Here is a 20,240-nt window from a genome sequence, read left to right on the forward strand (position 1 = left end):
GGACAGGCAGTCATCGCCCTTCAGCACTCAGTCCCAGTTCAGAATCACTTTACCGGACTGCCCTGACCGCATCTGATCGAATCCCTGCTGAAAATCGTCAATCCCGAAGCGGTGAGTGATAATCGGCGTGAGATCCAGGCCAGACTGGATTAGCGCCGCCATTTTGTACCAGGTTTCAAACATCTCGCGGCCATAAATCCCTTTAATAAACAGGCCCTTGAAAATAACCTGATTCCAGTCAATCGACATCTCCGAAGGCGGGATCCCCAGCAGCGCAATGCGGCCGCCGTGGTTCATCACGCTGAGCAGGCTGCGGAATCCGGCTGGCGCGCCTGACATCTCAAGCCCGACGTCAAACCCTTCGCTCATCCCTAACTCACGCATCACATCTTCCAGCTTTTCATGGCTGACGTTCACTGCACGCGTAACGCCCATCTTGCGCGCCAGATCAAGACGATAGTCGTTAACGTCCGTGATAACGACATGACGGGCGCCGACATGACGGCAGACGGCGGCGGCCATAATCCCGATGGGCCCCGCGCCGCATATCAGCACATCCTCTCCAACAAGATCAAAGGAAAGCGCGGTATGGACGGCATTACCGAATGGATCGAAGATAGCCGCCAGCTCATCGGAAATATTGTCGGGAATACGAAAGGCATTGAATGCCGGGATCACCAGATATTCGGCGAAACAGCCCTGACGGTTTACCCCCACGCCGATTGCGTTACGGCAAAGATGCGTACGTCCTGCACGGCAGTTACGGCAATGTCCGCAGGTGATATGACCCTCACCGGAAACGCGATCGCCAATGCTGAACCCTTTTACCTCCTGCCCGACAGCAACCACTTCGCCCACATATTCATGACCGACGATCATCGGCACGGGTATGGTTTTTTGTGACCATTCATCCCAGTTATAGATATGCACATCCGTACCACAAATGGCGGTTTTGCGGATTTTAATCAGCAGATCATTATGTCCCGGCTCAGGCACTGGCGCGTCATTAACCATCCAGATGCCTTCTTTCGCATGCAGTTTTGCTAAGCCCTTCATCACATCTCCTCTCCGGCAATAACACCAAGTTGCTGACCAATTCGGGTAAAGGCCTCCACCGCCCGTACCAGCTGCTGCTGGCTGTGGTTTGCGGAGATTTGCGTCCGGATGCGCGCCTGACCCTGCGGCACGACCGGGTAAAAGAAGCCGGTGACATAAATGCCTTCAGCCTGCAAACGTCGTGAAAATTCCTGAGCCAGCTTTGCATCGCCTAACATCACCGGGATAATGGCGTGATCGGCGCCAGCCAGCGTAAAGCCAGCTTTAGTCATTTCCGTCCTGAAGAAAGCCACGTTGTCCCACAGCCGCTGGCGAAGGCCATCCCCTTCCATCAGCATATCGAGCACTTGCAAGGAGGCTGTCACGATGGCCGGTGCCAGGGAGTTAGAAAAAAGATAGGGCCGTGACCGTTGGCGAAGCCACTCCACCACCTCTTTGCGCGCCGCCGTGTAGCCACCGGAAGCGCCGCCCAGCGCTTTACCGAGCGTGCCGGTAATAATGTCCACGCGCCCCATCACGTCACAGTATTCATGCGTACCGCGGCCCCCCGCGCCGACGAAGCCGACGGCGTGTGAGTCATCCACCATCACCAGCGCGTCGAAGCGGTCAGCCAGATCGCAGATGCCTTTCAGATTAGCGATAACGCCATCCATGGAAAACACACCATCGGTGGCGATCATAATATGCCGCGCGCCCGCGCTTTTCGCTTCGGTAAGCCGCGCTTCCAGCTCAGTCATATCGTTATTGGCATAGCGATAGCGCTTCGCCTTGCACAGCCTGACGCCATCAATGATCGATGCATGGTTAAGCGCGTCGGAGATCACCGCGTCCTCAGGGCCGAGCAGCGTTTCAAACAATCCGCCGTTTGCATCAAAACAGGAGGAGTAGAGAATGGCGTCCTCCATTCCCAGGAAGGTCGCCAGCCGGTTTTCCAGCGTTTTATGCGTCTCCTGCGTACCGCAGATAAAACGCACTGACGCCATGCCGAAACCGTAACTGTCCAGCCCTTCTTTTGCCGCTGAAATCAGCGCGGGATGGTTCGCCAGCCCGAGGTAGTTATTGGCGCAGAAGTTTATCGCCTCTCCGCCATCCTCCAGGGTCAGTTCGGCCTGCTGTGCGGAAGTAATGGGCCGTTCCACCTTAAACAATCCCTCGTCATGCAGGGCATTTAGCTGGGTTGAAAGCTGTTGATAGAAAGATGAGGGCATTTTTATCCTCCGAAAGGGGCTGAATAGCGGAACATCTTACTGAACGTAAGGTGAAGGAACGAGGAAGCCGATCGGGATGTGTGAGTTTCACAGCATAATTAGCGTCAGCGGATGGCATTCTCCGGCCGTTACGGCGTCATCTGGCTGTCTGCGTCGTGATGAGATGTTATGATAATAGCCATTAGCGCGTGAGACGTTCCGTTTCACCCTCACTCTTTAAGGTTAAAGCTCATGATTATCGTCACTGGCGGCGCGGGATTTATTGGCAGCAACATCATTAAGGCCCTGAATGATAAAGGCCATAAAGACATTCTGGTGGTGGACAACCTGAAAGATGGCACCAAATTCGCCAACCTGGTCGATCTGGATATTGCCGATTATATGGATAAGGAAGATTTCCAGATCGCCATTCTCGCCGATGAAGATTTTGGCGACGTGGAGGCGGTTTTCCATGAAGGTGCCTGCTCTTCCACCACCGAATGGGACGGCAAGTATATGATGGATAACAACTATCAGTACTCCAAAGAGCTCCTTCACTACTGCCTTGATCATCAGATCCCCTTCCTCTACGCCTCTTCCGCCGCCACCTATGGCGGACGCAACGATAACTTTATCGAAGAGCGTCAGTACGAGGAGCCGCTGAACGTCTACGGCTATTCCAAAATGCTGTTTGACCACTATGTGCGTGAAATCCTGCCGGAAGCGCAGTCGCAGATTTGTGGCTTCCGCTACTTTAACGTTTATGGCCCGCGTGAAGGCCATAAAGGCAGCATGGCGAGCGTCGCCTTCCATCTGAATACTCAGCTGACTAACGGCGAAAATCCAAAATTGTTTGAGGGCAGCGACGGCTTTAAGCGTGACTTCATCTACGTGGAAGATGTGGCTTCAGTTAATCTGTGGTTCTGGGAAAATGGCGTATCCGGCATCTTTAACTGCGGTACAGGCCGGGCGGAATCGTTCCAGGAAGTGGCGGATGCCGCGCTGAATTATCATCAGAAAGGTGAAATTGAGTACATCCCTTTCCCGGATAAGCTGAAAGGCCGCTATCAGGCTTACACGCTTGCCGATCTGACAAAACTCCGCGCGGCGGGCTACGATAAGCCGTTTAAAACCGTAGCTGAAGGGGTCGCTGACTATATGGCCTGGCTGAACCGCAAGGCATAACGGGACGGTACCGGCGATGAAAATTCTGGTAATTGGCCCCTCCTGGGTCGGCGATATGATGATGTCGCAAAGCCTCTATCGCACGCTGAAGGCCATGCACCCGGAGGCCGTGATCGATGTGATGGCGCCTGCGTGGTGCCGGCCGCTTCTTTCGCGGATGCCTGAGGTTAACGAAGCGCTGTCGATGCCGCTCGGCCATGGCGCGCTGGCGCTGGGCGAACGCCGGCGGCTGGGAAAAGCGCTGCGTCCGCAGAGGTACGATCGCGCCTATGTGTTGCCCAATTCGTTTAAGTCAGCGCTGGTCCCTTTTTTCGCCGCTATCCCGCACCGTACAGGCTGGCGGGGTGAAATGCGCTACGGTCTGCTGAATGATGTGCGGGTGCTGGATAAAGCAGCCTTTCCGCTGATGGTGGAACGCTATGTGGCGCTGGCTTATGACAAGGCACAGATCGCCCGCGCTGCCGATCTGCCACAGCCGCTGCTCTGGCCGAAACTCCAGGTGAGCGAGGCAGAGAAAATGGCCACCGCCAGCGAATTTGGACTGGTGGCAGAGCGACCGCTGGTAGGGTTCTGTCCGGGTGCCGAGTTCGGCCCGGCCAAACGCTGGCCGCACTATCACTACGCGGCGCTTGCGCAGAAGCTGATCGATGAAGGTTCGCAGATTGTCCTCTTTGGCTCCGCGAAAGATAAAGAAACCGGGGAGCAGATCCTGCAAAGCCTGCAGCCGCACTCGCGCGCGTACTGCCGCAATCTGGCCGGGGAAACCCAGCTTGAGCAGGCCGTGATCCTGCTGGCGCACTGTCGTGCAGTGATCAGTAATGACTCCGGGCTGATGCATATCGCCGCCGCGCTGGATCGTCCGCTGGTCGCGCTGTATGGGCCAAGCAGCCCGGACTTCACCCCGCCGCTTTCCGCTAAAGCCCGCGTGATCCGCCTGATTACCGGCTACCACAAAGTCCGTAAAGGGGATGCCGCAGAGGGGTATCATCAGAGCCTGATCGATATCACGCCAGAACGCGTCATCGCTGAACTGGATTCCCTGCTGGAAAAAGACCGGGAGACTGAATGCAGGTCCTGATTGTTAAAACGTCCTCCATGGGGGACGTGCTTCACACGCTTCCTGCCCTGACGGATGCCATGAAGGCCATTCCCGGGATCCGCTTCGACTGGGTTGTGGAAGAGGGATTTGCGCAAATTCCTTCATGGCATCCTGCCGTTGATCGTGTTATCCCGGTCGCCATCCGGCGCTGGCGCAAGCACTGGTTTGGCAGTCAGGTCAGGGAAGAGCGTTTTCTGTTTAAGCGCGAGGTTCAGTCCCGCGACTACGACCTGGTGATTGATGCTCAGGGCTTGATCAAAAGCGCCGCGCTGGTCACCCGCATCGCAAAAGGCGTTAAGCATGGCCAGGACAGCCGCAGCGCCAGAGAGCCCTTCGCCAGCTGGTGGTATGACAAACGCCATGAGATAGATAAACAGCAGCATGCCGTTCAGCGCACGCGCGAACTCTTTGCCAAAAGCCTCGGCTATGCCCTGCCGGAAAGCGACGGGGATTACGCGATTTCCGCCCATTTTCTTGCTGAACCGCCCGCCGATGCTGGCCGTTACCTGGTCTTTCTGCACGCCACGACCCGGGATGCCAAGCACTGGCCGGAAAGCCACTGGCGTGAATTGATCGACCTGCTGAAAGAGACGGGCATGACGATCAAGCTGCCCTGGGGCGCCGAACATGAACATCAGCGCGCCCAGCGGCTGGCAGAGGGATTTGAACATGTCATGGTGTTGCCTAAGCTGACGCTGGAGCAGGTCGCCCGCACGCTGGCTGGCGCACGGGCTGTTGTTTCCGTGGATACTGGCCTCAGCCATCTGACTGCGGCCCTGGATCGCCCGAACGTCACGCTCTACGGGCCGACGGACCCCGGCCTGATTGGTGGCTATGGCAAGAATCAGTGGGTGCTGCGCCCTGCTCAGGGAAGCAACATGGCAGATATCTCTGCACAAAACGTGATGGAGAAACTACTCCCTCTTATTGGCAATCTGACGGCTGACCCAAAGTATTAATGAACGCATCCTGTCTGCTAAGTGTTTTAATCGCCGCGCATAACTGTGAGGAATACCTCGCCGGTACGCTCGACAGTATTATCGCCTCTCTGGATAGTTCGCTGGCGAAGACGGAGATTATCATCATCAACGATGCTTCTTCGGACGGTACCAAGGCGATCATTGAGGCGTATGCGGAAAGGCTGCCGCAAATCCGCTTCGGCAGAACGGATTTTTGTAATGTCGGTAAAGTACGCAACCATGCGGTTCAGCTCGCCAAAGGTGAGTATATTCTGATGGTGGATGGCGACGACACCCTGCTGCCCGGCGCGTTACACGACCGGCTGGCACTGTTGGCGCAGGCGAAACCCGATATTCTGCTCAGCAAAATTATTGAGGTGCGATCTGGTACGCCGGTTCCTCAGTGGCAGCCCACCAGCCCGGAGACGCTGTCGCAGCACCAGGCGATTGAGCGCTTCCTGATCCACCGCGACTATCAGGCCCATTTCATCGGACAATTTTTCTCACGCCGGCTTTTTGAACACTATACCTTTCCCGATTTTATCTGTTACGAAGATACCTGGCTTTTCCCGCAGATGCTGATGCAAAGCGAGAAAACGCTCTTCTGCCGGGCGGGCTTTTATCTGTATCGTAAGCATCAACAGAGTCTTTCTTCGGTGATTAACGATGCAAAAATCGCCTGCCTGATCGCGGCCACGCAGAACCTGGATAGCGTACTGCCGGCCCGCTATAACGCGCTGATTACCTGTCACTGGCTCGATGTGGCGAACCGTTATCACAGCCAGCTGCGCGGGACGCCCGAAGGCCGGGCGCTGCTGGAGCGTATCCGTGGGGTCGGACTGCTGGGATTCCTGCTGAACGGAAAAATCAGGATGAGCTACAAGCGCAAAATGCTTAACGTCCGCAGACGCGGCCTGTAGCTCACAGGGGATCAGGGCGCCGGTTTTGTCAGCGCATACTCCGCTAACGTCATTCCCTGGGTACGGGCATGCAGCCAGCTGAAGAGCTGCTCAAGGTCGTCGTAAAGCCGGTCGATATCGGCCGCATCCTTAAAGGTCGGGCTGCCGTCTGGCATAAATTCGGAGGAGTGGAGCATAAACTCGACGTAATCCGCCCCCTCAGCCAGCGTTTTTTCCGCAACGCCGATCATCTGCTGCACGTTACCGCCGGTAGGCCGCAGCCAGTGAACTGACGGGCTCCGCTGTTTACCACGCAGGCGATCATAACCCTGCTTCAACCCGTTCATCAGGCCTGAGTGCTTATACTGAATGCTCATGGGGACTTCCAGCAGCGGAGAGTTACCGGGCCGCGAAATCGCCTCAGGATCCAGATAATAAGCGTGGCGGGGGAAATGCGTGTAATCACTGCCTCCCTTACCCTGCGGCGCACCGGGTGAAAACGCCCAGTTGACCCGGGGCGTCACGGAGCAGTCGACCCGGTAGCCAAACTCAATCAGCAACCGGGCATAGGTTTCGTTAAAAGCCCAGCGTCCGGCGCGATGGCTGAGCATTTTTGTCTCAAAAGTTTCTTCCAGCAGCTGAGTCATATAAGCGATCTTTTTATGCATTTCATCGCTGGGATACTCGATCAGGTAAGGCTGGAAACGCCAGTCGTCGCCGGTGAGATCAAAAGCAGGCGGGCTGTTCCACGCATGCAGGTGCATACCCACTTCGCCGGTCTGTCGGGCAATCACATCGCGGGCAAATTCGATATAAACCGGATCGATCGCCATTTCATAATTGGTCAGCCAGGTCGGCTTAAAGCGGTATTTTTCGCAAAGTTGCTGGAAACGGGCAAGATAGCCTGCGTTTCGGGTGGTCACTTCACCGGAACGATTACGCCAAAGGTTATCGCCTTCGGTATCAATGGTAATAAGAAATGCGGGTTTGTTCATGCCGGTTTCAGACTCCGTAATAACCTTTCGCCTATGTTACGCCGCCAGCGTTGCGGCAGAAAGCTTTACCGAAGCCTTACGGGAAATGGGAATCAATGTAGCGCTATCTTTTTTAATTTTCTAAGATAACCTTGGTCATATAAAACAAACTTCTCCTTCCGGGAGAAAAACACAGCATAAAATCCCGCTGTCAAAACAAAGGGATATTTCTGAGCGGTAACTTCACTGGTGCAGGGAAAGCCAACCGCCCTGCTTTGCTGTGAGCGCCTCATTGAAAGGGTAAAAAATTGTCCAGACGCATCTTGATGATCATTGATGGCCTTCCCGGCGGGGGAGCAGAGAAAGTCGTACTCACTCTGTCTAAAGGGCTGATCGAACGGGGCCATCGGGTCACCCTCTTTTCATTGCGCACAATTTGCGAATACAGCATTCCTGAAGGTGTGGACTATCAGGTCGTTGCCGATCGCTGCAAAAAGCCCTGGCGCAAACTGACCGAGCTGGACCGCCGTGCTGCGCTGCTTGATGAGGCCGTTGAGGCGGCTGAGGCATCGGAAGGCCCCTTCGATCTTGTGTTATCACATCTGCATAAAACGGACCGTATCGTCAGCCGCTGTAAACAGCTACCGCCTGAAAAAACGTGGTTTTGCATTCATGGCGTTTTTTCTGCGTCCTATCTGGCGCGCCGTAAAGGATTTTCCCGATGGTTTAAGAAGCTAAAAACGCGTAGCGTTTACCGGCATCGCAATCTGGTGGGTGTGTCACAGTATGTTATCGACGATCTGAAAGAGGTATTTCACGTCAGGCCAGACAAGGCCCGGGTCATCTGTAACCCTTTCGATATTGAGGCAATCCAACAGCTTTCACGGGAGCCGTGCAGTCTGGAAGGAAAAGACTATCTGATCCATGTGGGGCGTTTTCATCAGACCAAACGCCACGATCGTCTGCTCCGTGCCTATGCGAAAAGTGCGTTAACTGTACCCCTGGTACTGATTGGCCAGGGCAGCAGCGAAGCGACCGCGGCGCTTAAGCGTCTGTCAGAAGCGCTGAATATCGCTGACAGAGTGATTTTCAAAGGGTTCACCTGTAATCCCTATCCCTGGATCCGCCACGCCAGAGCGCTGATCGTCAGCTCGGACAGTGAGGGGTTTGGCAACGTGCTGGTTGAAGCGCTGATTTGCGGTACGCCCATTGTCAGTACCCGCTGCCCCGGTGGACCAGCCAGCATCATGACGGGCGATCTGGCGATGGGGCTTGCTGAGATGAATGAAGAGTCGCTCGCCGCCACCATGAGAGCGGTTTATCAGCATCCTCCGGCTCTTGAGAATCTGGATTTAACGGTCTACAGCATTGAGGCTGTATGCCAGCAATACCTTGATCTTATAACACCTGATTAACCGGGCGCGGACGTCAGCGCGACAGGCTTTATTGGTTTACCCGTTACCCTATTTTTACGCTACTTGTAAGGTTTAGCCCATGATAACGCTCACATACAGGAACGGATATCAGAGCTTTGTGAAACTACACGGCTTCATCACCGATCCTGTACAAGACAGTTTAGCGCCTCTCAGTTGCAGAGGTTTTTTCAGTTCGCTCAGGGAGAGTAGAGCGTGAGTTATGTTCTTTTATTTTGTCTTCTTTTTCCGGTCAAGATGCTGTTTAAACTGGTAAAGAAAAAAAGCGGACGCAATCTGGTGATCCAGACGGCGAAAATCGGTGATTTTCTCAATATCACGCCGCTACTCAGCCATTTACAGCACAGCGATGCCCTGCTTAGCCGCTCAGTTGCGCCCCTGGCCAGGCACGACGCCACGCTGGATGAGATTTTTTATATTGAGGATCATAAAGACAGTTTGCTGACGAAGCTCCGGCTCATCTTCCGGTTGATGAACAGATACGACAATATTTATCTGCTGCATCCTAATAACATCAACTTATTCTTTGCCGCCTGCTGCAATGCCAGCAACAAGCAATTTCTCTCTATGTACCGGCGCAGAGCCTACCAGGCGCTCTTTTATCTCACCGCAACGGGAACGGTTGAGCATGAGAAAACCACGCTGACGCTGGAAAATTATCTCAAACTCGCCGATCGTTCACTCACTAAAGAGAGCTATCCAAAGCACGCAACGTTGCCGTTGCTGAAGCCGCAGGAGACGCCGCAAGAGGTGTTCCGCCGGGACAAAATCAAAATTGGCATCAGCATTTCCGCCGGAAATCAGGCAAAAACGATCCCGCCCGTTATCTGGAAGCGGCTGTTTGACCGCCTGAGCGACCTGCCCTGCCTGTTTTATGTTTTCGGTTCGCCTAATGAACTTCCGCGACTTGATGCGCTCTATAATGAGATCGGACAGGCCGATAACATTGTGAATTTGATAGGTAAAGTCTCTCTGGAAGGCTTGCCTTGGGCTATCGGTAACATGGATTTCTACGTGGCATCAGACTCCGGCAATGTTTATATTGCGGATTCGCAACATGTCCCGGTCATCTTAATTTATGGTCCCTGCTGCGTTGAAGAGCAGCGTCCGCTGGGTGACGTTTTATTGATCGGGCCGGATCACATCGCCCCTTCATCCTTTGTTTTCCATGCTCTTTATCAGTTTACGCATCCGGTTGAACAGTTGTACGATCTCAACCAGCAAAAACTGGATGCTATTCACGCCTTTATTATGGCGCGTCATCCCGACCTGACGCCTGAACAGAAGATATAACCCTGAGTATGATGCCGCATTCTGAAGACGGGCTTCCCAGCCTGAGCGTGATCGTCCCGATGTATAATGCCGGGAAAAGCTTCCGTGCGTTTATGGAATCCCTACTGGCACAACGCCTGCAGTCGCTCGAAATTATCATCGTCAATGATGGTTCTACCGATGAATCGGCAGAGATGGCGCACCGCTATGCCGCCAGCCATTCGCATATCCAGGTCATCGACCAGCCAAATGGCGGCGTATCGAGAGCGCGAAATGCCGGCCTTGCCATCGCCCGTGGCCGCTACGTGACTTTCCCAGACGCCGACGATACGCTCTCTTCCGCCATGTACAGCACGCTGATTGCAATGGCTGACGCGGACGATCTTGATGTCGTGCAGTGCAATGCGGAGCGCGTATTCACCGGGGGGCGGACAAAGCCGCTTATTCCCACCGATCGGTTACGTTCAACGGATGTGCTTGATGGTCCTGCTTGGCTGAGCAAAGCCCTGGCGACCAACCGGTATCTGCACGTCGTCTGGATGGGCATCTACCGTCTGTCGCTTATCCGTCAACTGGATCTTCAGTTTGAACCGGGCCTGCATCATCAGGATATCCCCTGGACAACCGAGCTGATGATGAATGTTAAACGCGTCCGCTATACGGATGAGATTCTGTACAGCTACTACGTTCATGACCAGTCGATCAGCAACCGGAAACGCACCGGCGAGAAAAACGTCGCCTATCAGCGCCACTACCTGAAAATCGCCCGGATGCTGGATGAGATCAATCAGCGTTACCGCGACAAAGTTAAAATCTCCCCCGAGTTACACCGTCAGGTAACCAAAGAGGCGCTGACCGTCTGTCACGCTATCCGCCGGGAGCCAGAGGAGCAGGCGCGGCAGGCGATAATCGCCGATCTCTTTGCTACCGGGACGCCGGGCCGGATGGTGCGTAATGCCAGAGGCGTTCGCCAGTGGTATCAGCTTCTGTTGTGGCTGGGCCGCATCTGGCGCTGGCGGAAACGGTAATGTTGCGCCGCGCTGGCTTTTCCCCTCGCGGCGTTTGCCTTACAATCGGTTCACTTTTTACTGAGACACAATGAGTATGGCTACGCCTCAACCGATTCCTGCTTCGTTTGCGCCACAGAATATTCTGCTCATCAAGCTGCGTCATCACGGTGATATGCTGCTTACCACTCCCGTGATTCACGCCCTTCGCCACCGCTACCCGCAGGCGAATATTGACGTGCTGCTCTACCAGGAAACCCGGCCAATGCTCCAGGCGCATCCGGCCATACGCCATCTTCACTGTATTGACCGGAACTGGAAGAAGGAAGGACGGGTTAAACGGCTCAACTATGAACTGGCGTTAATCAACACCCTCCGCCAGGGCCGCTACGATCTGGTGATCAACCTTGCAGACCAGTGGCGCAGCGCGATACTTACTGCGCTCACCGGCGCTCAGGTCAGAATTGGCTTCGGTTTTCATAAGCGGCGCGGCGCAATCTGGCGTCTGGCCCATACTCATCTCGTCTCGACAGAGAAGCACAGCCAGCTGCATACCGCAGAACAGAATCTTGTTGCCCTGACGCCGCTGGGCATTCCCCTCACGGGCTGGTCAGCCGCAATGCATTACGATCAAGAAGACTGGCTGAACACGCAGGCTGCGCTGGCGAAACATCAGACGGAACCAGGGCCTTATATCGTCATCCAGCCCACTTCACGCTGGGTGTTTAAGTGCTGGGAAGACAGCAAAATGGCCGGGCTGATTGATGCGCTCGCCGATGCCGGTACCCACATTGTGCTGACTGCGGCGCCGGATAAAAAAGAGCAGGCGATGATCGATCATATTCTTTCTCTCTGCCACAGCCAGCAAGTGATCTCGTTAGCGGGACAGCTAACGCTGCCACAGCTGGCCGCGCTTATCGATCATGCCCGGCTGTTTATTGGTGTCGACTCGGCGCCGATGCATATGGCCGCCGCGCTGGATACGCCCTGTATCGCGCTTTTTGGACCCACCAAGCTGACGCAGTGGCGTCCATGGGGAGAGAAAAATCAGGTTATCTGGGCTGGTGACTATGCGCCGCTTCCCGCCCCTGACAGCATTGATACCAAAACGCAAACCCGCTATCTCTCGGCCATCCCGCTTGAAGAAGTTGTCAACGCTGCAAGGAAATTTCTCGATGAGTAAAGTTCGGCTGGCAATAGTCCGGCAAAAGTATCGCCCTGATGGTGGCGCAGAGCGCTTTATTTCCCGCGCCCTGGAAGCGCTGGACGATGACAGCCTTGAACTGAACATCATCACCCGTAGCTGGCAGGGAGAACCCAAGCCGGCGTGGCATCTCCACATCTGCAACCCAAAGAAGTGGGGCCGCATCTCTCGTGAACGTGGGTTTGCCATCGCTGCACGCGAGTGCTGGCAGCGGGAGCAGTTTGATATTGTGCAGAGCCATGAGCGCATTGTGGGCTGCGATATTTTCCGGGCTGGAGACGGCGTCCATCGCGTGTGGCTCGAACAGCGTGCGCGCATAATCTCTCCTCTTCAGCGTACGCTCACCCAGCTCAGCGGCTACCATCGCTATGTTATGGCCGCCGAAGAGGCGATGTTCCGCTCGCCCTCGCTGAAGAAAATCATCTGTAACTCGCTGATGGTTAAAAACGATATTATTCGCTGCTTTCAGGTGCCGGAAGAGAAGTTCGCAGTAATTTATAATGCTATCGACGCCCAGCGTTTTACGCCTGCGACCGCTTCACAACGTCAGCAGTCCCGCAGCGACCTGGGGCTGCCTGCCGACGCCAAAGTCTTTATCTATGTGGGATCGGGCTTTGAACGTAAGGGACTGAAAGCGAGCATTGAAGCGATTGCTGTCACCACCGCTCACCTTCTGGTGGTCGGCCAGGATAAGCAGCAGTCCCGATACCGTCAACTGGCCCAACGGCTGGGCTGCGAAGACCGCCTTCATTTTTGCGGCGTCCAGAATAACGTTATCCCTTTTTACCATGCTGCCGACGGGCTGATTCTACCGACGCTGTACGATCCTTTTCCCAACGTCATTCTGGAAGCGATGGCCTGCGGCCTTCCGGTTATTACCAGTTTTACCTGCGGTGGTGCTGAATTTATCGTGAATGGTCAGCAGGGTTATGTGTGCGATGCGCTCGATGTGCCGGCGCTGATCTCAGCAGTTCAGGCTATTCCTCAACGTAGCGCCGACAGCAGCATGGGCGACGCGGCGCGTGAGCGCGTGCTTGGCTGCAGCCCTGCGGCGCTGGCGAACCAACTTCATGCGCTGTATCAAGAAGTCTTACGGCAGCCCTGATGAAGTAGTGTGAGCGCCGGGAACTTATCTGCTAACATGCCGTATTAGTTCTTTTTTTTGGTATTTTCCGGCGTGAGTCTCTCCGCATTTTGTAAGACACTGTGATGACAACACTTTATACCGTTCTGCTCTATCTTATTCAGCCGCTGATCTGGCTCCGGCTCTGGCTGCGCGGCCGGAAAGCGCCGGCCTACCGTAAACGCTGGGCCGAACGCTATGGTTTCTGCAAAGGCAAAGTGAAGCCGGACGGTATTCTGCTGCACTCCGTCTCCGTGGGAGAGACCCTGGCGGCCGTGCCGCTGGTCAGGGCGCTTCGTCATCGCTATCCCTCTATGCCCATTACCGTGACGACGATGACGCCAACCGGCTCTGAGCGTGCCGCCTCCGCTTTCGGTAAAGACGTGCATCACGTCTATCTGCCTTACGATCTGCCTGGTTCGATGAATCGCTTTCTGGATAACGTCAATCCACGCCTGGTCATCATTATGGAAACCGAGCTCTGGCCGAATATGATCGCCCAGCTCCATAACCGCAAAATTCCGCTGGTCATCGCCAATGCCCGTCTTTCTGAGCGTTCTGCGAAAGGTTACGCCAGGCTGGGTAAATTTATGCAGAGGTTGCTGCAACGCATCACGCTGATCGCCGCGCAAAACGAGGAAGATGGCGAACGCTTTGTCAGCCTTGGCCTGAGGCGTTCACAGCTGACGGTAACCGGTAGCCTGAAATTTGATATCTCCGTCACGCCAGAACTGGCCGCCAGGGCGATCACACTGCGCCGGCAATGGGCCTCGCGTCGTCCGGTCTGGATCGCCACCAGCACCCACGAAGGTGAAGAAAGCATCATCCTTGACGCTCACCGACGCCTCCTGGGCCGCTTTCCTAATCTGCTGCTGATCCTGGTGCCCCGCCATCCCGAACGCTTTTCAACCGCCCGTGAACTGACGCAAAAAGCGGGATTCAGCTTTATTTTGCGCAGCAGTGGTGAGATCCCTTCAGGCAGTACCCAGGTCGTCATTGGCGATACCATGGGTGAACTGATGCTGCTTTATGGGATTGCCGATCTGGCCTTCGTCGGGGGAAGCCTGGTTGAGCGAGGCGGGCATAATCCTCTGGAAGCCGCAGCCCATGCGCTGCCGGTTCTGATGGGGCCGCACACCTTCAATTTCAAAGATATCTGCGCCAGACTTCAGCAAGCGGACGGGATGATTACCGTGACGGACGCCGCGTCGCTGGATAAAGAAATTGGCACGCTGCTGACGGACGAAGATTACCGTCTTTACTATGGCCGTCATGCCGTAGAGGTGCTTCATCAGAATCAGGGCGCGCTGCAGCGTCTGCTACAGTTACTCGAACCTTATCTGCCACAGCGGAATCACTAAATGTCTGCACGCCAACCCCTGTCCGTGGTATTGATTGTCAAAAACGCTGCCGACCTGCTGCCGGAATGTCTTGCCTCCGTCGACTGGGCCGATGAGATAATCGTCCTGGATTCCGGCAGCAGCGACGGCACGCCGCAAATCGCCGCCCGGCACGGTGCCAGCGTTTTTCATTCGAAGGAGTGGCATGGCTATGGCAAACAGCGACAGCTCGCACAGAGCTACGCCAGCCATCCGATGATTTTGATGATCGATGCCGACGAGCGCGTCACGCCGCCGCTTCGCCATGCTATCGAAGAGGCTCTGCAGAAGCCCTCCGCAACCATATACAGCCTGGGGCGACGCAATCTCTTCCTGGGGCGGTTTATGCGCCACAGCGGCTGGTATCCCGACCGCGTGATCCGGCTTTATCCGGCCAGCTATCACTACAACGATCATCTGGTGCATGAATCACTGGATACTCGGGGCGCGCCGGTGACGCCGCTTAAAGGCGATTTGCTTCATCTGACATGCCGTGACTTCTCCGCTTTTCAGTGGAAACAGTTTACCTATGCCGAGGCCTGGGCAAAGCAGCGTCATCACCAGGGAAAGAAATGCACCATGTTTGCTATTTTTTCCCATACGCTGGCCGCTTTTTTCAAAACGCTGGTGCTGCGCGCTGGCTTTCTGGATGGTAAGCAGGGCTGGCTGCTGGCGGTGGTCAACGCGCAGTATACGTTTAATAAATATACGGCGCTCTGGGCGCTGAACCACTCTTCTCATGCCAGCAAGGGCGGCTTATGAGTACAAAAGCGATTTATCCCGGCACCTTCGATCCGCTGACTAACGGACACCTTGATATTGTTACCCGCGCGGCGCGGATGTTCGATCACATCGTGCTGGCGATTGCCGCCAGCCCCGGTAAAAAGCCCCTGTTTTCGCTGGAGGAGAGAGTCGCGCTGGCGGAAGAGGTGGTGATGCATCTGCCCAATGTAGAAGTGCTGGGATTTAGCGAGCTGATGGCAAACTTTGCGCGGGATCAGCAGGCGAATGTGCTGGTGAGGGGTCTGCGTGCGGTGTCCGACTTTGAATATGAAACGCAGCTGGCGAACATGAATCGCCACCTTCTGCCTGAACTGGAGAGCGTGTTTCTGATGCCTTCCGGCAATTACTCCTTTATCTCCTCTTCATTGGTGAAAGAGGTCGCAAGGCATAACGGTGACGTCAGCGCCTTTCTTCCTCCGTCGGTCCTGACCGCGCTGCTGGCAAAACTCTGAGTCAGAGGACGCTGAATCACTTATTTCTGGCAGACCGGACAAAAGAATGTGCTGCGCTGCGCGTGTTTCACGCTTTCTATCGGCGCGCCACATACCCTGCACGGTTCACCGCCGCGGCCATAAACCTGTAGCTCCTGGGCAAAATACCCCGGCTTACCATCAGTTTGCAGAAAATCTCTCAGCGTGGTGCCGCCCTGCTCAATGGAGCGCAGCAGAACGGCCTTTATCGTTTTCACCAGCAGTGCGGCCTCCTCGTAAGAGAGCGCCATAGCGGCCCGATCGGGCAGGATCCCGGCAACAAACAGCGACTCGCTGGCGTAGATATTGCCCACCCCAACCACCAGCTTATTATCCATCAGCCAGGGTTTTACCGGCGTGCGTCTGCCGCGTGATTTTGCAAACAGATAATCGGCGGAGAAAGCCTCGCTGAGTGGCTCAGGTCCGAGGTGAGCCAGCACGTTACTGGCAGTAAGATCGCGGCTCCACAGCCAGGCGCCAAAGCGACGGGGGTCGGTATAGCGCAGTATCTTACCGGTACTCATCACCAGATCGACATGGTCATGCTTTGCCGGCGGCAACGCTTCCGGCAGGACGCGCAGGCTGCCAGACATGCCCAGATGGATAATTATCCAGCCGGCAGGCAGCTCCAGCAGCAAATACTTCGCCCGGCGCTGTACGCTGAGAACGGGCTGATCGCTGAGGCTGATGATTTCCTGTGACACGGGCCAGCGCAGACGCTCGTTGCGCACAATGGCATGCACGATTCTGGCGCCCACAAGATGGGGCTCAATGCCGCGCCGGCTGGTTTCCACTTCTGGTAACTCAGGCATATCCTCTCCCTCAGCGATAAAATTTTGTTTTTCACATAAAAAAACCCGGCCGGAGCCGGGTTTTTCTCAATCCACTTCAACCAATTACTTGATTTTAGCTTCTTTGTAGATCACGTGCTGGCGGACAACAGGATCGAATTTCTTCAGTTCCAGTTTTTCCGGCTTAGTACGTTTGTTCTTCGTGGTGGTATAGAAGTGACCTGTACCAGCAGAAGAAACCAGCTTGATCTTCTCACGAATACCTTTAGCCATGTTTCAGTTCCTTACCTTAGTACTTCTCACCGCGGGTACGCAGATCGGCCAGAACCGTCTCAATACCCTTTTTATCAATTACGCGCATGCCTTTGGCAGATACGCGCAGTGTAACGAAGCGCTTTTCGCTCTCAACCCAGAAACGGTGAGAGTGCAGGTTCGGCAGGAAACGGCGTTTCGTCGCGTTCATTGCGTGGGAACGGTTGTTACCCGTCACCGGACGCTTGCCAGTTACTTGGCAGACTCGTGACATGTCTATTCTCCAAAAATCAAATCAGCTCGAGCTTTAAAAATAAGGTCTTGGCCGCCTCGTCAGGCTTTTAGCCCATCCAGGCGAGTTCAATGCGAACCCGCTGAGCAGGCCCATATGCCAAACCCGAGATTCTCAAAGGTGGCGTAGTATACGCCCTGCGGCGCTGGTGCTCAAGTCCCGAACAGATAAAGATCCCAATAGATCGTGCAAAATTGCTCCATTTGACTCACCTTTCCGCCGCTGCGTCTGGCTGGCGGCGGTTAAAAACGGGTTAAAGCCACCCTTTTTCCGCAAAGGAAACATACTCGCCGCGCCCGATAACCATATGGTCGAGCACCCGGATATTAAACAGCTGACAGGCGGCGATGATTTGCACGGTGACATCCCGGTCCGCCTTGCTGGGACGTGACAAGCCGGAGGGATGATTGTGCGCAAGAATCAGCGCGGCAGCATTACGTTTCAGCGCCTCCCGGACGATTTCCCGCGGATGAACTTCCACGCTGGCGAGCGTACCGGCGAACATTTCACACGCCTCAATCACCCGGTGCTGGTTATCAAAAAAAATCACCATAAAGATCTCCCGCTCGCGGTGGGCGAGCCTGCCGTAAAGGTAATTCACCATGTCACCCGAGCTGTTCACGACGTTTTCTTCCAGGGCTTCGCGGCAGGCGAAAAAACGCCTTGCCAGCTCAGCAATGGCATTCAGCTGCGCGAACTTCGCTGTTCCAACACCTTTTATCGTCGAAAAAGCTTTCTTATCTGCCGTCATCAACCGGTAAAGCGATCCAAATTCATTAAGAAGCTGCTGCGCCAGCGTCATGACGTGCACGCCCCTGTCGCCTGTTCTCAGGAAGATCGCCAGTAATTCCGTGTCGGTTAACGTGCTGGCCCCGCCCTGCAAGAGCTTTTCGCGAGGCGGCAGGGTCTGCCACTGTTTTCTCATCTGCATATCTCCTTCCTGAACCCCCAAAAGCATGGCATTATATACAGTACTTTCACCACCATTTTGGGATGACTTCTTGAGCCGCTTCGCAAAGACAGCGCGCGGCTAAAACAGGACTGAGGGGGCGACTGTGGTAAAATAGCCGCATTGTGGCGCCACAGGGCGCATCACGCTGACTTTATGGGGCGGACACAGCATGATGGGATTAACAGGCAAAAAAATCGTTCTTGGCGTAAGCGGCGGTATTGCTGCCTATAAAACACCTGAACTCGTCAGGCGACTGCGCGATCGTGGTGCCGATGTACGCGTCGTGATGACCGAAGCTGCTAAGGCGTTTATCACGCCGCTCAGCCTGCAGGCCGTCTCCGGCTATCCGGTTTCTGACGATCTGCTTGACCCTGCTGCCGAGGCCGCCATGGGCCATATCGAGCTGGGCAAGTGGGCCGATCTGGTTATCCTTGCGCCAGCAACGGCCGATCTGATTGCCCGCGTGACGGCAGGGATGGCCAATGATTTGCTGACGACCCTCTGCCTGGCCACCGCCGCGCCGGTTGCCGTGGTGCCCGCCATGAACCAGCAGATGTACCGTGCCCTGCCCACTCAACATAACCTTCAGATCCTTTCAGAACGCGGCTTGTTGATTTGGGGGCCTGACAGCGGCAATCAGGCCTGTGGCGATGTTGGGCCGGGTCGCATGCTTGACCCGCTGGTCATTGTGGATGAAGCCGTAAAATGGGCCGCCCCGCGCCAGGAACTGAAACATCTGAACATTATGATTACCGCAGGCCCGACGCGTGAACCGCTGGATCCGGTACGGTTCATTACCAATCACAGTTCGGGGAAAATGGGATTCGCTATTGCCGCCGCCGCCGCCAGACGAGGTGCGAACGTCACCCTGGTCGCGGGCCCGGTTGAACTGAAAACGCCACCAGGCGTCAGCCGCATTAATGTGGTAACCGCCGCCGATATGCAGCAGGCGGTTATGGTACAGGCGGCGCAGCAGCAGATATTTATCGGTACGGCTGCGGTAGCCGATTACCGGGCCGCTGAGATCTCCGCTGAAAAAATCAAAAAACAGGGTGATGAAGTTACCTTCAAAATGGTAAAAAACCCCGACATCGTGGCCGGTGTCGCCGCCATGCAGGAAAATCGTCCTTATGTGGTGGGATTTGCTGCCGAAACTGTGAATGTGGAAGAATACGCCAGGCAAAAACGGGTAAATAAGAACCTGGATTTAATCTGTGCCAACGATGTATCGAAAGCCGGGCAGGGTTTCAACAGCGATGCGAATGCCCTGCATCTTTTCTGGCAGGAGGGAGAGAAGGTCTTACCGCTTAGCGATAAGTCACTCCTTGGCCAACAGTTATTAGACGAGATAGTCAGCCTTTATGATGAAAAAAATCGACGTTAAGATTTTAGACCCGCGCGTGGGGAAAGATTTCCCGCTGCCTGCTTATGCCACCACGGGTTCCGCCGGGCTTGACCTTCGCGCCTGCCTGGATGACGCGCTGCCGCTGGCACCGGGTGCCACCACGCTGGTGCCGACCGGTCTGGCCATCCACATCGGCGATCCTGCGCTGGCCGCCGTACTCCTCCCACGCTCCGGACTCGGCCATAAGCACGGTGTGGTGCTTGGCAACCTGGTCGGGCTGATTGATTCCGATTACCAGGGTCAGCTGATGGTTTCCGTCTGGAACCGCAGCCAGGAAGCTTTTATCATTGAGCCCGGCGAACGTATTGCCCAGATGGTATTTGTCCCTGTCGTTCAGGCGGAATTTAACCTGGTGAATGAATTTGATACCAGCATTCGCGGCGAAGGCGGCTTCGGTCATTCAGGGCGTCAGTAGCAGGTAGTCTTCAGCTTCAGCATTTAATTTGTCTTTTCTTCTCCGTGAGCACCTTGCTCACGGACGTTGCGTGGCAATTTGCCGTTAAAGGTGATATTTCAAA

21 protein-coding genes are annotated in these 20,240 nt (G+C 55.2%); 14 read left to right on the top strand and 7 right to left on the bottom strand.

What is annotated here, in order from left to right; translation table 11 throughout:
- Positions 1–27: 27 nt before the first annotated feature.
- Entirely contained in the window at positions 28–1,056 is a 1,029-nt protein-coding gene (gene tdh, locus EA20_RS0107285; RefSeq protein ID WP_024966196.1) for an L-threonine 3-dehydrogenase, read from the bottom strand.
- Positions 1,056–2,264, bottom strand: coding sequence for a glycine C-acetyltransferase (locus tag EA20_RS0107290; RefSeq protein ID WP_024966197.1), 1,209 nt, complete (start codon positions 2,262–2,264; stop codon positions 1,056–1,058). Before EA20_RS0107290 ends, tdh begins: the two co-directional genes overlap by 1 nt.
- Before the next feature lie 231 nt (positions 2,265–2,495).
- On the opposite strand from EA20_RS0107290, the gene rfaD reads away from it, so the two are divergent.
- The 4 genes from rfaD to EA20_RS0107310 are packed head-to-tail and all read left to right on the top strand — an operon-like array spanning position 2,496 to position 6,406.
- Positions 2,496–3,428: an ADP-glyceromanno-heptose 6-epimerase gene (rfaD, locus tag EA20_RS0107295; protein WP_024966198.1), complete on the top strand. Its 933-nt coding sequence runs from the start codon at positions 2,496–2,498 to the stop codon at positions 3,426–3,428.
- Positions 3,429–3,444: 16 nt separating this feature from the next.
- Positions 3,445–4,506 carry an ADP-heptose--LPS heptosyltransferase RfaF gene (rfaF, locus tag EA20_RS0107300; RefSeq protein ID WP_024966199.1) on the top strand — a complete coding sequence of 354 codons (1,062 nt, stop codon included), beginning with the start codon at positions 3,445–3,447 and terminating at the stop codon, positions 4,504–4,506.
- Entirely contained in the window at positions 4,494–5,486 is a 993-nt protein-coding gene (gene rfaC / locus EA20_RS0107305; protein ID WP_024966200.1) for a lipopolysaccharide heptosyltransferase RfaC, read from the top strand. The genes rfaF and rfaC overlap by 13 nt, the downstream gene beginning before the upstream one ends.
- Positions 5,486–6,406, top strand: a complete 921-nt coding sequence (locus EA20_RS0107310; RefSeq protein WP_024966201.1) for a glycosyltransferase family 2 protein — start codon at positions 5,486–5,488, stop codon at positions 6,404–6,406. Before rfaC ends, EA20_RS0107310 begins: the two co-directional genes overlap by 1 nt.
- A gap of 11 nt (positions 6,407–6,417) precedes the next feature.
- On the opposite strand, the gene EA20_RS0107315 is transcribed toward EA20_RS0107310, so the two are convergent.
- Positions 6,418–7,380, bottom strand: a complete 963-nt coding sequence (locus EA20_RS0107315) for a deacetylase (RefSeq protein WP_024966202.1) — start codon at positions 7,378–7,380, stop codon at positions 6,418–6,420.
- 287 nt (positions 7,381–7,667) lie between these two features.
- Between EA20_RS0107315 and EA20_RS0107320 the strand changes: the two genes are divergently transcribed.
- From EA20_RS0107320 to coaD, 8 genes are all read left to right on the top strand, one after another.
- Positions 7,668–8,774 carry a glycosyltransferase gene (locus EA20_RS0107320; protein ID WP_235192640.1) on the top strand — a complete coding sequence of 369 codons (1,107 nt, stop codon included), beginning with the start codon at positions 7,668–7,670 and terminating at the stop codon, positions 8,772–8,774.
- A 213-nt stretch (positions 8,775–8,987) separates the two neighbouring features.
- Positions 8,988–10,085: a glycosyltransferase family 9 protein gene (locus EA20_RS0107325; protein ID WP_024966204.1), complete on the top strand. Its 1,098-nt coding sequence runs from the start codon at positions 8,988–8,990 to the stop codon at positions 10,083–10,085.
- A gap of 11 nt (positions 10,086–10,096) precedes the next feature.
- Positions 10,097–11,092 (top strand): glycosyltransferase, encoded by a 996-nt coding sequence (locus tag EA20_RS0107330; protein ID WP_071995393.1) that lies wholly within the window; start codon positions 10,097–10,099, stop codon positions 11,090–11,092.
- A gap of 76 nt (positions 11,093–11,168) precedes the next feature.
- On the top strand, positions 11,169–12,254 hold the full coding sequence (rfaQ, locus tag EA20_RS0107335; RefSeq protein ID WP_024966206.1) for a putative lipopolysaccharide heptosyltransferase III: 1,086 nt from the start codon (positions 11,169–11,171) through the stop codon (positions 12,252–12,254).
- Complete coding sequence (locus EA20_RS0107340; RefSeq protein WP_024966207.1) at positions 12,247–13,380, top strand: glycosyltransferase family 4 protein; 1,134 nt, start codon at positions 12,247–12,249, stop codon at positions 13,378–13,380. Before rfaQ ends, EA20_RS0107340 begins: the two co-directional genes overlap by 8 nt.
- Before the next feature lie 104 nt (positions 13,381–13,484).
- Positions 13,485–14,759: a lipid IV(A) 3-deoxy-D-manno-octulosonic acid transferase gene (gene waaA, locus EA20_RS0107345; protein WP_024966208.1), complete on the top strand. Its 1,275-nt coding sequence runs from the start codon at positions 13,485–13,487 to the stop codon at positions 14,757–14,759.
- Entirely contained in the window at positions 14,760–15,539 is a 780-nt protein-coding gene (locus tag EA20_RS0107350; protein ID WP_024966209.1) for a glycosyltransferase family 2 protein, read from the top strand.
- Positions 15,536–16,012 (top strand): pantetheine-phosphate adenylyltransferase, encoded by a 477-nt coding sequence (coaD, locus tag EA20_RS0107355; protein WP_024966210.1) that lies wholly within the window; start codon positions 15,536–15,538, stop codon positions 16,010–16,012. Before EA20_RS0107350 ends, coaD begins: the two co-directional genes overlap by 4 nt.
- Positions 16,013–16,032: 20 nt before the next feature.
- Here coaD and mutM read toward each other — a convergent pair whose 3' ends face one another.
- The 4 genes from mutM to radC form a co-directional block, all read right to left on the bottom strand.
- The gene (gene mutM, locus EA20_RS0107360) at positions 16,033–16,842 is read right to left on the bottom strand and encodes a bifunctional DNA-formamidopyrimidine glycosylase/DNA-(apurinic or apyrimidinic site) lyase (protein WP_024966211.1); all 810 of its coding nucleotides are present in this window, start codon (positions 16,840–16,842) and stop codon (positions 16,033–16,035) included.
- Positions 16,843–16,926: 84 nt separating this feature from the next.
- Positions 16,927–17,094: a 50S ribosomal protein L33 gene (gene rpmG, locus EA20_RS0107365; protein ID WP_001051798.1), complete on the bottom strand. Its 168-nt coding sequence runs from the start codon at positions 17,092–17,094 to the stop codon at positions 16,927–16,929.
- Positions 17,095–17,110: 16 nt separating this feature from the next.
- Positions 17,111–17,347: a 50S ribosomal protein L28 gene (gene rpmB, locus EA20_RS0107370; RefSeq protein ID WP_004154798.1), complete on the bottom strand. Its 237-nt coding sequence runs from the start codon at positions 17,345–17,347 to the stop codon at positions 17,111–17,113.
- 271 nt (positions 17,348–17,618) lie between these two features.
- The gene (gene radC, locus EA20_RS0107375) at positions 17,619–18,290 is read right to left on the bottom strand and encodes a DNA repair protein RadC (protein WP_024966212.1); all 672 of its coding nucleotides are present in this window, start codon (positions 18,288–18,290) and stop codon (positions 17,619–17,621) included.
- A gap of 199 nt (positions 18,291–18,489) precedes the next feature.
- Between radC and coaBC the strand changes: the two genes are divergently transcribed.
- Together coaBC and dut are read left to right on the top strand one after the other, a co-directional pair.
- A complete protein-coding gene (gene coaBC, locus EA20_RS0107380; protein ID WP_024966213.1) occupies positions 18,490–19,701 on the top strand; it encodes a bifunctional phosphopantothenoylcysteine decarboxylase/phosphopantothenate--cysteine ligase CoaBC in 1,212 nt (403 codons plus the stop codon).
- On the top strand, positions 19,679–20,137 hold the full coding sequence (dut, locus tag EA20_RS0107385) for a dUTP diphosphatase (protein ID WP_024966214.1): 459 nt from the start codon (positions 19,679–19,681) through the stop codon (positions 20,135–20,137). The genes coaBC and dut overlap by 23 nt, the downstream gene beginning before the upstream one ends.
- Positions 20,138–20,240: the final 103 nt, after the last annotated feature.

Source organism: Pantoea sp. IMH (assembly GCF_000599885.1).
Taxonomy (GTDB): Bacteria; Pseudomonadota; Gammaproteobacteria; order Enterobacterales; family Enterobacteriaceae; genus Erwinia.

Coding starts and splice junctions, on each gene's coding strand:
- coaBC (WP_024966213.1), top strand. CDS start 18,490: ATGGGATTAACAGGCAAAAAAATCGTTCTTGGCGTAAGCGGCGGTATT.
- rfaC (WP_024966200.1), top strand. CDS start 4,494: ATGCAGGTCCTGATTGTTAAAACGTCCTCCATGGGGGACGTGCTTCAC.
- tdh (WP_024966196.1), bottom strand. CDS start 1,056: ATGAAGGGCTTAGCAAAACTGCATGCGAAAGAAGGCATCTGGATGGTT.
- EA20_RS0107315 (WP_024966202.1), bottom strand. CDS start 7,380: ATGAACAAACCCGCATTTCTTATTACCATTGATACCGAAGGCGATAAC.
- coaD (WP_024966210.1), top strand. CDS start 15,536: ATGAGTACAAAAGCGATTTATCCCGGCACCTTCGATCCGCTGACTAAC.
- radC (WP_024966212.1), bottom strand. CDS start 18,290: ATGAGAAAACAGTGGCAGACCCTGCCGCCTCGCGAAAAGCTCTTGCAG.
- EA20_RS0107350 (WP_024966209.1), top strand. CDS start 14,760: ATGTCTGCACGCCAACCCCTGTCCGTGGTATTGATTGTCAAAAACGCT.
- rpmG (WP_001051798.1), bottom strand. CDS start 17,094: ATGGCTAAAGGTATTCGTGAGAAGATCAAGCTGGTTTCTTCTGCTGGT.
- dut (WP_024966214.1), top strand. CDS start 19,679: ATGATGAAAAAAATCGACGTTAAGATTTTAGACCCGCGCGTGGGGAAA.
- mutM (WP_024966211.1), bottom strand. CDS start 16,842: ATGCCTGAGTTACCAGAAGTGGAAACCAGCCGGCGCGGCATTGAGCCC.
- rfaD (WP_024966198.1), top strand. CDS start 2,496: ATGATTATCGTCACTGGCGGCGCGGGATTTATTGGCAGCAACATCATT.
- waaA (WP_024966208.1), top strand. CDS start 13,485: ATGACAACACTTTATACCGTTCTGCTCTATCTTATTCAGCCGCTGATC.
- EA20_RS0107330 (WP_071995393.1), top strand. CDS start 10,097: ATGCCGCATTCTGAAGACGGGCTTCCCAGCCTGAGCGTGATCGTCCCG.
- EA20_RS0107340 (WP_024966207.1), top strand. CDS start 12,247: ATGAGTAAAGTTCGGCTGGCAATAGTCCGGCAAAAGTATCGCCCTGAT.
- rfaF (WP_024966199.1), top strand. CDS start 3,445: ATGAAAATTCTGGTAATTGGCCCCTCCTGGGTCGGCGATATGATGATG.
- rpmB (WP_004154798.1), bottom strand. CDS start 17,347: ATGTCACGAGTCTGCCAAGTAACTGGCAAGCGTCCGGTGACGGGTAAC.
- EA20_RS0107290 (WP_024966197.1), bottom strand. CDS start 2,264: ATGCCCTCATCTTTCTATCAACAGCTTTCAACCCAGCTAAATGCCCTG.
- rfaQ (WP_024966206.1), top strand. CDS start 11,169: ATGGCTACGCCTCAACCGATTCCTGCTTCGTTTGCGCCACAGAATATT.
- EA20_RS0107310 (WP_024966201.1), top strand. CDS start 5,486: ATGAACGCATCCTGTCTGCTAAGTGTTTTAATCGCCGCGCATAACTGT.